This window comes from Sphingomonas radicis (assembly GCF_051400635.1).
Taxonomy (GTDB): Bacteria; Pseudomonadota; Alphaproteobacteria; order Sphingomonadales; family Sphingomonadaceae; genus Sphingomonas.
In genome coordinates this window covers 626399-640124 of sequence record NZ_JBLFFG010000002.1, presented here as the reverse complement: position 1 = coordinate 640124, position 13726 = coordinate 626399, and the positions used below count along the sequence as shown (strand labels likewise).

Below are 13726 nucleotides of genomic sequence, written 5' to 3'. Positions count from 1 at the left end.
CTCTTCCCTACGCTGGGTTCAGCGCAGGCTGTCGATTTCGTCGGCGAGGCGCGTGTTGCGGCTCGTGTAGAACATCTCGATGTCGGCGAGCCGGCGATCGATGTCGCGGAACTTCGAACGAACCTCGGCGGTCGAGCGGCTCGGGTTCGAGCGCACGCCTTGCCAGAACTTCTCCTCCTCGGGTCCCTGATAGAGGCCGGCCGGCTTGTTGGGCGCGAGCCAGGCGATCAGGAAGTAGATGAAGACCGAGGTTCCGCTGGTCGCGAAAGCAAGGAAAACCATGCCCACCCGCAACCAGATCGCTTCGATGCCGGTGTAATCGGCCAGACCGGAGCAAACCCCGAGGACCTTGCCGTCCTGCTTGTTGAGGTAGAATTTGGTACGGCCGGACATCTCAGTTCCTCCTGGAGAGATCGTAGGGGCTCGGTTCCTGGCGCTGCGCCGAGACCGGGCGGAAATCGGGGTTGTCGGCGGCGATGATCCGCTCGACGGTGACCAGGCGCTCCTCGAGCTGCCGGGCGGTATAGTAGAGCTCGTCTAGGAGCTTCTCGTCCTCGCCGGTGATCGTGGCCGCGGTCTTCCACCGGGTGATGTAGTGCATGATCACCCAGGGAAGTCCCACGAACAGGATCCCGACGATGACGATCGGAAGGAATACTTCCTCCATCGGATCAGGCTCCCTTGCTCAGGCGCGCCTTGAGCGCTTCCAGCTCCGCGTCGACCTTCTCGGACGAGCGCAGCTCGGCGATCTCTTCCTCCAGCGTCCTGGGCTCGCCGCCCAGACCCGCTGCGTCGGCGCGGCCCTCGGCCAGATCGACGCGGCGTTCGAGGATGTCGAAGCGCGAGAAGGCGTCCTGCATCTTGCCGCCGTTGGTCATCTCGCGGAGCCGAACGCGATTGTTCGCGCTTTCCAGCCGGGCGACGATCGAGTTCTGGCGGGTGCGCGCCTCGCGCAGCTTGTTCTGGAGCTTGTTGATGTCCTCTTCGGACGCCTTGAGCGTCTCGTCGAGCACGGCGATCTCCTGCGTCAGCTGCTCGCACATGTCCGAAGCTTTCTGCTTCTCGACCAGCGCGGCCTTGGCGAGGTCCTCGCGGCCCTTGGAGAGCGCCAGCTCCGCCTTCTCGATCCAGCTCTCCTGGAGCTTCTCGAGCTTGGCGATGTGGCGGCGCATTTCCTTCTGGTCGGCGATGGTGCGCGCGGCCGAAGCCCGGACCTCCACCAGCGTCTCCTCCATCTCGAGGATGATCATGCGGATCATCTTGGCCGGGTCTTCGGCCTTGTCGAGCAAATCGGTGACGTTGGCGGCGATGATGTCGCGAGTCCGAGAGAAGATACCCATTCTAACACTCCTTCGTATTGGGATCCGCCGGGAGGGAGCTAGGGGGCGAACCCTCCCGGCGGGTTTCCGCTCACCGGGGAACGGCGAGCGGGGAGACTTCGTGGTCTCAGGCGATCGTCGCTCCGGCCGCGCCGGCCAGGATGGCGGCGGTCGACGCCATGAGCGTCGCGGTGGCGAGGAGGGCGAAAGCGCCGGAGATAAAGGCGTTGCGAAAATTCATGGTCATTGTTCCGTTTCCCTGAACCTTGGTGTTGCGTCCTGCCCGGCTGCCGGGCTTGCCCATGTCTCAGCAGGATGCGTGCCAAATCGGAAAAACGACTGATTTCTGCCGATTTTTACGCAGAAAAGCGGTTGAGATGCTTTTGGTGTCTTGCCAAGAGTTGGGAAAATACGCCAAGCATTCGGCATGGAGCGCGCAACCCAAGTCATCGGCCAGTCGGGCGCCTTTCTCGATGCGCTCGAACGCGCTAGTCGCGCGGCGGCACTCGACCGGCCGGTGCTGGTGATCGGCGAGCGCGGCACCGGCAAGGAGCTGGTCGCCGAACGCCTCCACCGCCTGAGCCCGCGCTGGGACCAGCCGCTGGTGATCATGAACTGCGCCGCGCTTCCCGAGACGCTGATCGAAGCCGAGCTGTTCGGCCATGAGGCGGGGGCGTTCACCGGCGCGACCAAGGTGCGCCCGGGACGCTTCGAGGAAGCGCACGGCGGCACGCTGTTCCTCGACGAGCTCGGCACGCTTTCGATGGCCGCGCAGGACCGGCTGCTGCGCGCGGTGGAATATGGCGAGGTGACGCGGATCGGCTCGTCGCGCCCGCTCCAGGTCGATGTGCGCATCGTCGCAGCGACCAACGAGCACCTGCCCGATCGCGTGGAGAAGGGAACCTTCCGCGCCGACCTGCTTGACCGGCTCTCGTTCGAGGTCGTCACGCTCCCGCCGCTCCGCGCGCGGCGCAGCGACATCGAAGTGCTCGCCGAATTCTTCGGGCGCCGCATGGCTTCCGAGATCGGTCTGGCCGACTGGCCGGGCTGGGGTCCCAACGCGCTGGACACGCTCAACAACTACGATTGGCCGGGCAATGTCCGCGAGTTGCGCAACGTCGTGGAGCGCGCAGTCTATCGCTGGGAGCAGGCGGGGCCGATCGACTATATCGAGATTGATCCGTTCAACTCGCCCTATCGTCCGCGACCGATGCCGAGCGCCGCGAGGGACACCGAGCCAGCAGCGGCGGAGCAACCGTCCGCACCTTCACCTGCATTCGAAAGCGGGGGAGACTTCAAGTCGCGCGTCTCCGCGTTCGAGCGCCAGCTCCTCACGCGGGCGCTAGCGGAGCATCGCTTCAACCAGCGCTCGACCGCAGAGGCGCTGGGGCTCACCTACGACCAGCTTCGCCACGCGTTGAAGCGCCACGAGCTGCTCGGCGCCGGCGGCTGACCGCTCGATCGTTTCGCTCGATCACGACCCAATAAAAATTGTTGCGGCGCCGGCCCCCTCCATGCGTTAGGCGGGCGGAGCGAAACACCCCTAAAGAGGAGGAAGACATGGCCTTCGAACTTCCCGCACTTCCCTACGCCCAGGACGCCCTCGCGCCGCACATGTCGGCCGAGACGCTCGAATTCCACCACGGCAAGCACCACAAGGCGTATGTCGACAACACCAACAAGCTGGTTGCCGACCTGCCGGACCTTTCGGGTGCCAAGCTCTCCGACGTGATCAAATATGCCAAGGAGAGCGGCAACAAGGGGCTGTTCAACAACAGCTCGCAGGTGTGGAACCACAGCTTCTTCTGGCAGTGCCTGAGCCCCGAGAAGCAGGCGCCGACCGGCAAGCTCGCCGACCTCATCAACGAAGGTTTCGGCAGCCACGAGGCGCTGGTCGAGAAGCTCAAGGCCGAGTCGGTGGGTCACTTCGCCAGCGGCTGGGGCTGGCTGGTGCTCAACAACGGCAAGCTCGGAGTCACTTCGCTCCACGACGGCGACTCGCCGGTGGCGCACGGCATGACACCGCTGCTCACGATCGACGTGTGGGAGCACGCCTATTACATCGACTATCGCAACGCCCGCCCGGTGTTCGTCGACACCGTGCTCAACAATCTGATCAACTGGGAATTCGTAGCGCAGAATCTGGACGGAGCCGGCACCAGCCGCGCCGATCAGGGCTGAGCATCGATCAAGCTTGGGGAGGGCGCCGGATGCATGTCCGGCGCCCTTTATTCTGTCTTCTGCCGATGATTGCCTTCGCTCGCGCAAAGCGGGATGATGAACGCTCCTTTGGGAGCCATGCGATGATCGATCTTTCCATCCTGATCATCTGCGTCTGCGCGGCGCTTTGCGGCGGTGTCTTCTTCGCCTTTTCCACTTTCGTGATGCAGGGGCTCGACCGTCAGGGAGCCGTGGCCGCCGCCGACACCATGCGCTCGATCAACGTCACGGTCTTCACGCCCTGGTTCATGATTCCGCTCTTCGGCACTGCCGTGGCGGCCGCCGTGCTGGCGGTGCTCGCGACGGTCGGCGGCCAGGCATCCTGGCCGCTCCAGCTCGGCGCGGCGGTCTATGCATTCGGCTGCGTCGGCGTGACGATGCTCGGCAACGTTCCGCTCAACAACGCGCTCATGGCCTCGACGATCGACTGGCCCGACTTTTACCGGCGCTGGCAGCCGTGGAACCATGTACGTACCGCAGCCTGCCTACTTTCGGCGCTCCTGCTCGGATATGCGCTGATGGGCCCGGGCTTCTGATCGAGTGCCCTCAGCCCTCGGGCGGGAGCGGCGTATCCTCGGGCTTGTCGAGCTGGAGGCCGTGCTTGAGCAGCATGGGAATGTTCAGCATCGCGAAGACGAGCGTCAGCGGGATCACAGCCCAGGTCTTGAACGTCACCCAGGCGTCCCAGTCGAGCACCTGACGCATCGCTTCGTTAAGCACCGCCATCGCCACGAAGAACCCGGCCCAGTTGATTGTCAGCAGCCGCCAGCCCCGGGCCGAAAGCCCCGGGTACGCCTGTTCGAGCAGCATCTGGAGGAGCGGCTTGCCCGCGATCAACCCATAGCCGAGGATCACCGCGAACATCGTATAGACGATCGTCGGCTTGACCTGGATGAAGGTCTGGTCGTGGAAATAGATCGTCAGCGCACCGAAAGGCAGGACCAGCGCGGCCGTGATCCAGAGCATCGGCGAGATATGCTTCGCCTTCCACCACGAGAGCAGCATCGCCACGACCATCGCAACCATGAATGCCGCGGTCGCGGTGATGACTCGCTGGATCTGGATCCCCGGCGCGAAGCTGTTGACCGCGAAGAACACGGCCAGCGGACCGAAATCGATCAGCATCCGCATGCCGGGGGAGAGGGGAGTGCGCGAGGCTGGTTGACTCATTTCAAATTCCGTTCGCCCTGAGCTCGTCGAAGGGCAGTCCTTCTTCTCGCGAGGGATAAAGTGACAAAACGGCCTTCGACAAGCTCAGGCCGAACGGGGAGAGGTGAGTTCCGCAACCCCGGCAATAATACGCGCAACCTCATGTGCATCGAAGGGCCTGAGATCGTCTACCTTCTCGCCCACGCCGATTGCGTGGATCGGCAGGCCGTATTTCTCGGCAGCCGCGACCAGCACGCCCCCGCGCGCGGTGCCGTCGAGCTTAGTCATCACCAGCCCGGTTACGCCCGCGACTTCCTTGAAGACTTCGATCTGGTTAAGCGCGTTCTGGCCGGTGGTCGCGTCGAGCACGAGCACCACATCGTGCGGCGCCGCCGGGTTGATCCGGCCGAGCACACGCCGGATCTTGGCGAGCTCGTCCATCAGCTCGCGCTTGTTCTGGAGCCGCCCGGCAGTGTCGACGATCAGCACGTCGATACCCTTGTCGGTCGCCTGCTTGACCGCTTCGAACACGATGCCCGCAGCGTCGCCGCCCTCCGGGCCCGTGACGATCGGCACGCCGATCCGCTCCGCCCAGGTCCTGAGCTGACCGATCGCGGCCGCGCGAAAGGTGTCGCCCGCAGCGAGCATCACGCCATAATCCTGCTCGAGCAGGCGGTTGGCGAGCTTGGCGATCGTCGTCGTCTTTCCCGATCCGTTGACGCCGATGACGAGGATCACCTGCGGGCGCGGGAAGGCCTCAATCTCGAGCGGCTTGGCGACCTTCGCCAGCACCTTCTCGATCTCCTCCGCCACGACGAGCCGGATGCCCAGCTCCTCCATGTTGCGCTCATATTGACCCTCGGCGAGCCGGGCACGCACGCGCGCCGCGGTTTCCGGGCCCAGGTCGGAGGCGATCAGCGCTTCCTCGATCTCGTCGAGCGTCGCGTCATCGAGCCGCGCCGCGGAAAGGCCGGCAAGGTTGCCGAGTAGCCGGTCCGAGGTCTTGCGGAAGCCGCCGAGCAGTCGTTCGTGCCAGGAGGGATTGGTGCTCATGCCGTGGTTCCGATCAGCTTGCCGTCCTGCACCTTGTCGATCCTGACCTTCACAACGTCTCCAACCCTTGGCCCTGCGCTTGTCGAAGGGGCATTGTCACGCTCTCCGGCGTCCAAAGAGGAAAAACCGCCCTTCGACAAGCTCAGGGCGCACGGCGGAGGGGGAGGAGCGAACCGCACTTCCGCGAAGTTCGGCGCATGGCCGCGGTCGCCGGGACGCTCTACCAGCACTTGCTGCGTGCTGCCGACGAGGCTCTGCAGCCATTCCGTGCGCCGCCTCTCCGCCGCCGTGCGCAGCCGAGTGGCCCGCGCCTTCACGACCTCGGGCTCTGTCTGCGGCATCCGCGCGGCGGGCGTACCGGCGCGTGGGCTGTAGGGAAAGATGTGCGCATGGACGATGTCGCAATCGTCGATCAGCGCCAGCGTGTTGGCGAACATCGCCTCGGTCTCGGTGGGAAAGCCCGCGATCAGGTCCGCTCCGATTGCGATCCCGGGCCGCGCAGCCTTCAGCCGCTCGACCAGCGCCAGCGATTGCGCGCGGCTGTGGCGGCGCTTCATCCGCTTGAGCACCATGTCGTCGCCCGCCTGGAAGGAGAGATGGACGTGCGGCATCACGCGCGGCTCCTGGGTGAGCAGCGCGAACAGCCGGTCGTCCACTTCGATACCGTCGAGCGAGGACAGCCGCAGCCGCCGCAGGCCGGATACATGCCGCAGAATGCGTTCGACGAGCTGGCCGAGCGTCGGTGCTCCCGGCAGGTCGGGACCGTAGCTGGTGAGGTCCACACCGGTCAGCACCACCTCGGCATGACCCGCGTCCACCAGCTGCGCCACGCGGTCCACCACGGCGCCTGCAGGCACCGAGCGGCTGTTGCCGCGGCCGAAGGGGATCGCGCAGAAGGTGCAGCGGTGGTCGCAGCCGTTCTGCACCTCCACGAAGGCTCGGGCATGTGTCGAAAAGCTTGCGGCGAGGTGCGGCGCGGTCTCGCGCACAGCCATGATATCCTGGACGAGGACGGGTGGAGCGTAAGCTTCCCAAGCTTCCGCTCTGAGCTTCTCGGCATTGCCGATCACTCGGTCGACCTCCGGCATGGCGGCGAACGCGGCGGGGTCGATCTGCGCCGCGCAACCGGTGACGACCAGCTCGGCGTCCGGACGTTCGCGCCGGGCACGGCGGATCGCCTGGCGCGTCTGCTTGACGGCCTCGTTGGTTACTGCACAACTGTTCACCACGATCGTGTCTCGATCCGCCAGCAAGGTGCGGATCGTTTCCCCCTCGGCCAGGTTGAGCCGGCAGCCGAGGTTGATGACATGAGGCGAGGAGAGAGCCATTGGCGGGCGATCTAGGGTCGACGGCGGCGGAAGTCCACGCGAAGGCACAGGAAGTCCTCGGCTTCTGGTTCGAAGGACTGATGCCCGAGCAATGGTTCGCGCATTCGGAATCCGTCGATGCGGCAATCCGCGAGCGCTTCGAGACCCTGCCGGCCGAGCTGCTGGCGAGCCAGGCGGAGGGCTGGCGCGACGATCCCGAGACGCTGCTCGCCGCGATCATCGCGCTCGACCAGTTCTCGCGCAACATCCATCGCGGCGAGGGCACGGCATTCGCCGCCGACGCATTGGCACAGGAGCTCACCTGCCTCGCGATCGATCGCGGCTGGGACGAGCGGCTCACCGTCCAGCAGCGCCAGTTCCTATATATGCCGCTGATGCACGCCGAAGACCCGGAGCTGCAGACGCTCTGCCTCAAATGCTTCGACCAGCCGGGGCTCGAGCAGGGGCTCGATTACGCGCGCGAGCATGCCGAAGTGATCGCCCGCTTCGGACGCTTCCCGACGCGCAACGCTGCGCTTGGACGCGAGTCGACATCGGAAGAGCGCGTCTATCTCAGCCAGCCCGGCGTGGGCTGGTGAGCGCGGCGGCAGCGCTTCCCCCGATTTCGATCTCTTCTTGTCGATCCATGTGGTAGAAGCTTCCCGTCGTCAGCGGGGGGAGAGCTTGCGATGCCCAAGTATAGACACGCGCTGCCGCAGCTCGGCGGCGATCTGTTCCTGACCGATGCCGGGCTGGAAACCGACCTGATCTTCAATCGCGGAATCGAGATACGCGAATTCGCAGCGCACACGCTTCTTCCCGAGGCGGCCGGTCGAGCGGCACTGGAGCGCTATTTCACGGGATTTCTGGAGCTCGCCCGCGAGACGGGGGCGGGGTTCGTTCTCGACACGGTGACCTGGAAGGCGCACCGGCACTGGGCCGGCGATCTGGGACAGGACATCGAGGAGCTGCGTATCGCGAACGAGGCGGCGGTCGATCTCGCGAGCGCTCTGCGCGTGCGTTTTGAGGGCGAGGCTCCGATCGTCATCAATGCCGTGATCGGCCCGCGGGGCGATGCCTACCGCCCCGAACGCAAGATCGCGGCGGCCGAAGCCGCGGTTTATTACTCCGAGCAGCTCGGCTGGCTGGCGGATACCGACGTAGACATGGTGACGGGCCTGACCTTCAATCAGTCGAGCGAGGCGGCCGGCCTTGTTCAGGCCGCGACCAAGCTCGGCCTGCCGGTCGCGATTTCGTTCACGGTCGAAACCGACGGCCGCCTTCCGGACGGACAGTCGCTTGGCGATGCGATCCGGTCGGTCGACGCGCAGACCGGCGGCGCGGCGGCCTATTTCATGGTCAATTGCGCGCACCCGGATCACTTCTCGGAACAGCTTCGCGACGAGGACTGGGCGCGCCGAATCCGCGGTATCCGCGCGAACGCCTCACGCAGGAGCCATGCCGAGCTCGACGAAGCGCCCGAGCTGGACGCGGGGGATCCGAAGGAACTGGGCCAGCTCTACGCACAGCTCCACGCGCGCATGCCCTGGCTTAACCTGTTCGGCGCGTGCTGCGGAGGCGATCTGCGGCACGTCACCGAGATTGCAAGTGTGCTACGCCCTGCCGCTAGTTCCTCGGAGCCGGGCTAGGCAGTGTTCAATCTCCCCTCCCTGCTTGCAGGGAGGGGACGGGGTGGGTGCGCGCGTCCGCGCGCCCAAAAGACTCGAACTCGCGACTGATGAAAGCTCCAGGCGAGGCATCGAGCCTCACCTGAAGCTACCCACCCCTTAATCCCCTCCCTGAAGGGAGGGGAGTTGAATGCCTGGACCGGTTTACCCGGCGAGCCGCTGGGCCGCGGGCTGCGGCGCGGCCGACTCCGCCGACTGGAGCAGGCGTCGCTCGGCGAGCAGGCGGCGCACGCTGCTGATCGACATGGGCTTGCCGTAATACCAGCCCTGCGCCTTGGCACAGCCGATCGCGCGGAGCCGCTCTTCGATCGCCCGGTCTTCGACGCCTTCCGCAGTGATCGGCAGGTTGAGACTTTCGCCCAGCCGCACGATCGCGTTCACGATCGCCGCCGAATCCATGTTGTCGTTGACCGAGATGACGAAGCTCTTGTCGATCTTGATCCGGTCGAACGGCAGCGCGCGCAGGTGCGCGAGCGACGAATAGCCGGTGCCGAAATCGTCGAGCGCGAGGCGGACGCCCTGGTTCTTGAGGCTGCCCACGATCGACTGGGCGAGCGCGAGGTTCTGGAACAGCGCGCTTTCGGTGATCTCCACTTCCAGCCGGCTCGCGGGGAAGCCGGTCTCGGTGAGCAGCTTGATGATCTTCTGTGCGAGCCAGGCGTCGCGCAGCTGCCACGGCGAGATGTTGATCGAAAGGCTGAGCTGCGGGTCCCAGTCGCGGGCGACGGCGAAGGCCTGGCGCATGATCGACAACGAGAGATCGGAGATCATTCCGGTCTCCTCGGCGATCGGGATGAAGACATCGGGGCTCACCAGTCCCCGGTGCGGGTGCTCCCAGCGCGCGAGCACTTCGAAGCCGTCGAGCCGGCCGGTGGAAAGGTCCACCTGCTGCTCGAAATAGGGGACGATCTCCTGGCGCGGGATCGCGAGCCGCAGTCCGGTCTCGAGTTCGTTGCGCTCCTGCAGCTCGCGCTCCATCGAGCGATCGAACCAGGCGAAGCGGTTCCGGCCGGTCTTCTTGGCCTGATACATCGCGATGTCGGCGGAGCGCATCAGTGCCTCGATGCTCGCGCAGTCGAAGTCGGATCGGGCGATGCCGAGCGAGCAGCTGACATGGACCTTGAGGCCCTCGGCGTCGAACGGCTGCGCCATGCGGCTCACCAGCTTCTCGGCGACTCGCTCCACCGTGCCCGGCTCGGCTGGATCGAACAGGAAGGCGCAGGCGAATTCGTCGCCGCCCAGCCGCGCGGTGAGCGCGACCGGCGGCATCGCGGCGGCAACTTCGGCCGCGACGTTGCGGAGCAGCGCGTCGCCCACGGCATGGCCGTGCATGTCGTTGATCATCTTGAAATGATCGAGGTCGAGCATCAGCATCGCCATTGCCTTGCGGCGCCGTCGGGCGCGCTCGAACATTGCCGCGCCTTCCTCGGCCAGGCTGCGGCGGTTGAGGAAGGCAGTGAGCGGATCGCGCGCGGCCAGCTCGTGCGCGCGCTCCTCGGCCGCGGTGCGGATCCGCAGCTCGCGGCTCAGCTCGCGCTGGCGGCGCCAGCCGAACAGGATCAGCGCGACGTTGAGCAGCAGGGCAGTGACAAGTGTCTGCTCCGCCGGTCGTCCGCCGCCGAAATAATGCTGAAGTGTCTGCGACAGCACCGCGCTTCCCGTTCCGACGAACAACAGGATCGCAGCGACGATGACCGCCCCCGCAATCAGATTCGGCCGCTTCGGTGATTCCAGATCATGGATGTCCTGCTCCAGCTTCATTGCCGGGACGAGCTCCCTCTATGTATCGGGAGATCTGGCACCCAGAGAGTGTAGATCGAGTTAAGTTGCGCACCTTGAGGCGGCAAAAGTTGCCGGGTGGTTGCGCAAGTCCGCTTTCGCCGCTATGTGCCCGCCCGACCGTTCTTCATCGAACGCGAGACATTGCCGCCCCCAGGGGTGACGCCGGCCGACGAGGTTTCGTCCGCCGGCGCGTTTTGCGTTTGGCGGGTGGGGTCGGATTGGAGTGATGTTGGTCCCATGTTCGAGAGTCTGAGCGATCGGCTAGGCGGCGTTTTCGAGCGCCTGCGCGGGCGTGGCGCGCTGTCCGAGGCCGACGTCCGCACCGCGATGCGCGAAGTGCGGATCGCGCTGCTCGAAGCCGACGTCGCATTGCCCGTCGCGCGCGATTTCGTCGACAAGGTCACCGAACAGGCCGTGGGGCATCAGGTGCTGCGTTCGGTCACCCCGGGCCAGCAGGTCGTCAAGATCGTCCACGACGCGCTCGTGGACATGCTCGGCCCCGACACTGCCGAGCTCGCGATCGACGTCACCCCGCCCGCGGTGATTATGCTCGTCGGCCTCCAGGGCTCGGGCAAGACGACCACCACCGCCAAGCTTGCGAAGCTGCTCAAGAAGCAGGGCAAGAAGGTGATGATGGCGTCGCTGGACGTGAATCGTCCCGCTGCGCAGGAGCAGCTCGCGGTTCTCGGCACCCAGACCGAAGTGAATACGCTGCCGATCGTCACCGGTCAGCAGCCGGTCGAGATCGCCAGGCGTGCGCTCCAGTCGGCGAAGCTCCAGGGCTTCGACGTGCTGATGCTCGACACTGCCGGCCGCCTCCACGTCGATCAGGCGCTGATGGACGAGATGAAGGCAGTCGCGGAAATCGCGAAGCCGCAGGAAATCCTGCTCGTCGTCGACAGCCTCACTGGCCAGGACGCAGTCAACGTCGCGTCGAGCTTCTCCGAGCAGGTGCCGCTCACCGGCGTGATCCTGACCCGCATGGACGGCGATGCCCGCGGCGGCGCTGCGCTGTCGATGCGTGCGGTCACCGGTAAGCCGATCAAGTTCGCCGGCATGGGCGAAAAGCTCGACGCGATCGAGCCTTTCCATCCCAAACGCGTCGCCGGCCGCATCCTCGGCATGGGCGACGTGGTGTCGCTGGTCGAAAAGGCGGCAGCGTCGATCGAACAGGAAGACGCCGAGAAAATGGCGTCGCGGCTCGCCAAGGGTCAGTTCGACATGAACGACCTGCGCAGCCAGCTCGCGCAGATGCGTCGGATGGGCGGCCTCGGGGCGCTCGCCGGCATGCTCCCGGGCATGAAGAAGGCGCAGGCCGCGGTCGATCAGGCGGGCGGCGACAAGGTGCTGCTGCGCATGGACGCGATGATCTCGTCGATGACGCCCAAGGAGCGCACCAAGCCCGAGCTGCTCAACGCCAAGCGCAAGATCCGCATCGCCAACGGCAGCGGCACCACGGTGCAGGAGGTCAACAAGCTCCTCAAGATGCACCAGGAAATGCAGACAGCGATGAAGCGGCTCAAGAAGATGGGCGGCCTGAAGGGCATGCTGGGCATGCTCGGCAAGGGTGGCCCCGGCGGCGGCATGGGCGGTGTCGGCAATGCGATCGGCGGCCCCGAGCTCGGCGACATGATGGGCAAGATGGGCGGTCCCGGCGGGGGGCTCCCCGGCTTGCCGGGCGCGCCGAACCTCCCCCCGGGTTTCGAGAATTTTCTGAAGAAAAAGTAACTTACAACCGAATTGATAAGAAGGAAGTGAAGTAATGGCTCTCTCTATGCGTCTTTCGCGCGGCGGTTCGAAGAAGCGCCCTTATTACCGGATCGTGGTCGCCGATGCGCGCAGCCCGCGTGACGGCAAGTTCATCGAGAAGATCGGCACCTATAACCCGCTTCTCGCCAAGGATTCGCCCGAGCGCATCAAGCTCGACGCCGATCGCGCCAAGCATTGGCTGAGCGTCGGCGCGCAGCCGACCGATCGCGTGCTGCGCTTCCTCGATGTCCTGGGCGTCAAGGAGCGTGCGGCGCGCAACAACCCGAAGAAGGCCGAGCCGGGCGAGAAGGCCAAGGAGCGCGCCGAGGAGCGTGCCGACAAGCTGAAGGCTGCCGAGGAAGCTGCCGCCGAGGCCGCTGCCGCGCCGGCTCCCGAGCCGGTCGTCGAAGAAGCGCCCATCGTCGAGGAAGTCGTTGCCGAGGAGGCTCCGGCCGTCGAAGCGACCGAGGAAGTTGCTCCCGCAGCCGAGGAAGCTGCTCCTGCAACCGAAGAAGCCGCTGCCGAGGCTCCGGCCGAAGCTGCCGAAGAAAAGTCGGAAGGCTGAAGCACTTGCCGGCCATCGTGCGTTCTCCCGGACAAACCATGTCCCGAGGAGCGCATGATGGCCAGCAAACCCGAAACCGGTCCGGACGAGCAGGATCGTGAAGACCCCGGCACCACCCGGACCAACCCCGGCGGCGTACCTACGGATGCGCCGGCGGAGGGCGACGACGATACGCCGTCGCAGCAGCCGGGCTCTCCTGAGGGGTGATCCTGCTCCCCTCCCGCTTGCGGGAGGGGCCAGGGGAGGGGAAGGCTCGAAAGGTTCTTGCCTGTGACAAGCCCTCCCCCGAGCCCACCCGCAAGCGGGAGGGGAGATAAGCCCGTCACGCTCGCGGTGATCATCGGCGCGCACGGCATCACCGGTGAGGTGCGCCTCAAGGTCTTCGCAGACGATCTTTCCAGCTACAAATCGTTCAACGCCGGCGCGCTCACGCTCAAGAGCCTACGCCCCGGTTCCAACGGCGTGATCGCGCGCTTCGCCGAGATCGCCGATCGCAATGCTGCCGAGGCGTTGCGCGGCACCGAGCTCACCGTTCCGCGTTCGGCACTGCCGCCGTTGGCAGAGGGTGAATATTACCACGTCGACCTGATTGGCCTTCCTGCGTTCTCGACCGCGGACGAAGCGCTGGGCCAAGTCATCGCCGTCGACAATTTCGGCGCCGGCGACGTGCTCGAGATCGAACGCCCGGGCGGCAAGCGCTTCATGGTGCCAATGCGGCCCGAAGCAGTGCCGGAATGGGGTGCAGAGCGGCTGGTGGTGGCCGAAGCCTTCATCGAGAGCTGAACCCGCGGCGCCCAGACCGCGCGCGGATATACTTGTCAGTGCTGCCTGAATCGATCAAATCCGCCAATGTAATGCGGTCGGAACGGCTCTCCGCATTCGGGGGATAGATGG

At 65.6% G+C, this 13726-nt stretch carries 16 protein-coding genes; 9 read left to right on the top strand and 7 right to left on the bottom strand.

All coding sequences use genetic code 11. The features are described from left to right. Window positions 1–18: 18 nt before the first annotated feature. Genes pspC through pspA form a run of 3 tightly spaced genes read right to left on the bottom strand, consistent with a single transcriptional unit; the run spans window position 19 to window position 1340 of the window. Complete coding sequence (gene pspC / locus ACMGDH_RS09840) at window positions 19–393, bottom strand: envelope stress response membrane protein PspC (RefSeq protein WP_436827766.1); 375 nt, start codon at window positions 391–393, stop codon at window positions 19–21. Window position 394: 1 nt separating this feature from the next. Beyond that, window positions 395–667, bottom strand: a complete 273-nt coding sequence (pspB, locus tag ACMGDH_RS09835) for an envelope stress response membrane protein PspB (RefSeq protein WP_436827765.1) — start codon at window positions 665–667, stop codon at window positions 395–397. Window positions 668–671: 4 nt separating this feature from the next. Further along, window positions 672–1340: a phage shock protein PspA gene (pspA, locus tag ACMGDH_RS09830; RefSeq protein WP_436827764.1), complete on the bottom strand. Its 669-nt coding sequence runs from the start codon at window positions 1338–1340 to the stop codon at window positions 672–674. A 406-nt stretch (window positions 1341–1746) separates the two neighbouring features. Here pspA and pspF point away from each other — a divergent pair, with 406 nt between their 5' ends. The 3 genes from pspF to ACMGDH_RS09815 all read left to right on the top strand — a co-directional run bounded on the left by pspF (window position 1747) and on the right by ACMGDH_RS09815 (window position 4075). Then, window positions 1747–2772 carry a phage shock protein operon transcriptional activator gene (gene pspF, locus ACMGDH_RS09825; RefSeq protein ID WP_436827763.1) on the top strand — a complete coding sequence of 342 codons (1026 nt, stop codon included), beginning with the start codon at window positions 1747–1749 and terminating at the stop codon, window positions 2770–2772. A gap of 107 nt (window positions 2773–2879) precedes the next feature. After that, window positions 2880–3500 (top strand): superoxide dismutase, encoded by a 621-nt coding sequence (locus tag ACMGDH_RS09820; protein ID WP_436827762.1) that lies wholly within the window; start codon window positions 2880–2882, stop codon window positions 3498–3500. 122 nt (window positions 3501–3622) lie between these two features. Next, complete coding sequence (locus ACMGDH_RS09815) at window positions 3623–4075, top strand: anthrone oxygenase family protein (RefSeq protein WP_436827761.1); 453 nt, start codon at window positions 3623–3625, stop codon at window positions 4073–4075. A 10-nt stretch (window positions 4076–4085) separates the two neighbouring features. Here ACMGDH_RS09815 and ispZ read toward each other — a convergent pair whose 3' ends face one another. From ispZ to mtaB, 3 genes are all read right to left on the bottom strand, one after another. Next, window positions 4086–4709, bottom strand: coding sequence for a septation protein IspZ (gene ispZ, locus ACMGDH_RS09810; protein WP_436827760.1), 624 nt, complete (start codon window positions 4707–4709; stop codon window positions 4086–4088). An 84-nt stretch (window positions 4710–4793) separates the two neighbouring features. Continuing rightward, a complete protein-coding gene (gene ftsY / locus ACMGDH_RS09805) occupies window positions 4794–5741 on the bottom strand; it encodes a signal recognition particle-docking protein FtsY (RefSeq protein WP_436827759.1) in 948 nt (315 codons plus the stop codon). After that, entirely contained in the window at window positions 5738–7069 is a 1332-nt protein-coding gene (gene mtaB, locus ACMGDH_RS09800; protein WP_436827758.1) for a tRNA (N(6)-L-threonylcarbamoyladenosine(37)-C(2))-methylthiotransferase MtaB, read from the bottom strand. The genes ftsY and mtaB overlap by 4 nt, the downstream gene beginning before the upstream one ends. On the opposite strand from mtaB, the gene ACMGDH_RS09795 reads away from it, so the two are divergent. Further along, window positions 7069–7647 (top strand): DUF924 family protein, encoded by a 579-nt coding sequence (locus ACMGDH_RS09795; RefSeq protein WP_436827757.1) that lies wholly within the window; start codon window positions 7069–7071, stop codon window positions 7645–7647. The genes mtaB and ACMGDH_RS09795 overlap by 1 nt on opposite strands. A 90-nt stretch (window positions 7648–7737) precedes the next feature. Continuing rightward, window positions 7738–8697 carry a homocysteine S-methyltransferase family protein gene (locus tag ACMGDH_RS09790; RefSeq protein WP_436827756.1) on the top strand — a complete coding sequence of 320 codons (960 nt, stop codon included), beginning with the start codon at window positions 7738–7740 and terminating at the stop codon, window positions 8695–8697. A 183-nt stretch (window positions 8698–8880) separates the two neighbouring features. On the opposite strand, the gene ACMGDH_RS09785 is transcribed toward ACMGDH_RS09790, so the two are convergent. Beyond that, window positions 8881–10497, bottom strand: coding sequence for a putative bifunctional diguanylate cyclase/phosphodiesterase (locus ACMGDH_RS09785; protein WP_436827755.1), 1617 nt, complete (start codon window positions 10495–10497; stop codon window positions 8881–8883). Window positions 10498–10755: 258 nt separating this feature from the next. Between ACMGDH_RS09785 and ffh the strand changes: the two genes are divergently transcribed. The 4 genes from ffh to rimM all read left to right on the top strand — a co-directional run bounded on the left by ffh (window position 10756) and on the right by rimM (window position 13615). Continuing rightward, a complete protein-coding gene (ffh, locus tag ACMGDH_RS09780; protein WP_436827754.1) occupies window positions 10756–12246 on the top strand; it encodes a signal recognition particle protein in 1491 nt (496 codons plus the stop codon). Window positions 12247–12280: 34 nt separating this feature from the next. Beyond that, on the top strand, window positions 12281–12832 hold the full coding sequence (rpsP, locus tag ACMGDH_RS09775) for a 30S ribosomal protein S16 (RefSeq protein WP_436827753.1): 552 nt from the start codon (window positions 12281–12283) through the stop codon (window positions 12830–12832). 54 nt (window positions 12833–12886) lie between these two features. Next, the gene (locus ACMGDH_RS09770; RefSeq protein WP_436827752.1) at window positions 12887–13039 is read left to right on the top strand and encodes a hypothetical protein; all 153 of its coding nucleotides are present in this window, start codon (window positions 12887–12889) and stop codon (window positions 13037–13039) included. 63 nt (window positions 13040–13102) lie between these two features. Continuing rightward, on the top strand, window positions 13103–13615 hold the full coding sequence (rimM, locus tag ACMGDH_RS09765) for a ribosome maturation factor RimM (protein ID WP_436827751.1): 513 nt from the start codon (window positions 13103–13105) through the stop codon (window positions 13613–13615). The last annotated feature ends 111 nt before the right edge of the window (window positions 13616–13726 follow it).

Coding starts and splice junctions, on each gene's coding strand:
- pspA (WP_436827764.1), bottom strand. CDS start 1,340: ATGGGTATCTTCTCTCGGACTCGCGACATCATCGCCGCCAACGTCACC.
- pspF (WP_436827763.1), top strand. CDS start 1,747: ATGGAGCGCGCAACCCAAGTCATCGGCCAGTCGGGCGCCTTTCTCGAT.
- ACMGDH_RS09815 (WP_436827761.1), top strand. CDS start 3,623: ATGATCGATCTTTCCATCCTGATCATCTGCGTCTGCGCGGCGCTTTGC.
- ACMGDH_RS09785 (WP_436827755.1), bottom strand. CDS start 10,497: ATGAAGCTGGAGCAGGACATCCATGATCTGGAATCACCGAAGCGGCCG.
- ispZ (WP_436827760.1), bottom strand. CDS start 4,709: ATGAGTCAACCAGCCTCGCGCACTCCCCTCTCCCCCGGCATGCGGATG.
- pspC (WP_436827766.1), bottom strand. CDS start 393: ATGTCCGGCCGTACCAAATTCTACCTCAACAAGCAGGACGGCAAGGTC.
- ACMGDH_RS09790 (WP_436827756.1), top strand. CDS start 7,738: ATGCCCAAGTATAGACACGCGCTGCCGCAGCTCGGCGGCGATCTGTTC.
- ftsY (WP_436827759.1), bottom strand. CDS start 5,741: ATGAGCACCAATCCCTCCTGGCACGAACGACTGCTCGGCGGCTTCCGC.
- ACMGDH_RS09820 (WP_436827762.1), top strand. CDS start 2,880: ATGGCCTTCGAACTTCCCGCACTTCCCTACGCCCAGGACGCCCTCGCG.
- mtaB (WP_436827758.1), bottom strand. CDS start 7,069: ATGGCTCTCTCCTCGCCTCATGTCATCAACCTCGGCTGCCGGCTCAAC.
- ACMGDH_RS09770 (WP_436827752.1), top strand. CDS start 12,887: ATGATGGCCAGCAAACCCGAAACCGGTCCGGACGAGCAGGATCGTGAA.
- pspB (WP_436827765.1), bottom strand. CDS start 667: ATGGAGGAAGTATTCCTTCCGATCGTCATCGTCGGGATCCTGTTCGTG.
- rpsP (WP_436827753.1), top strand. CDS start 12,281: ATGGCTCTCTCTATGCGTCTTTCGCGCGGCGGTTCGAAGAAGCGCCCT.
- ffh (WP_436827754.1), top strand. CDS start 10,756: ATGTTCGAGAGTCTGAGCGATCGGCTAGGCGGCGTTTTCGAGCGCCTG.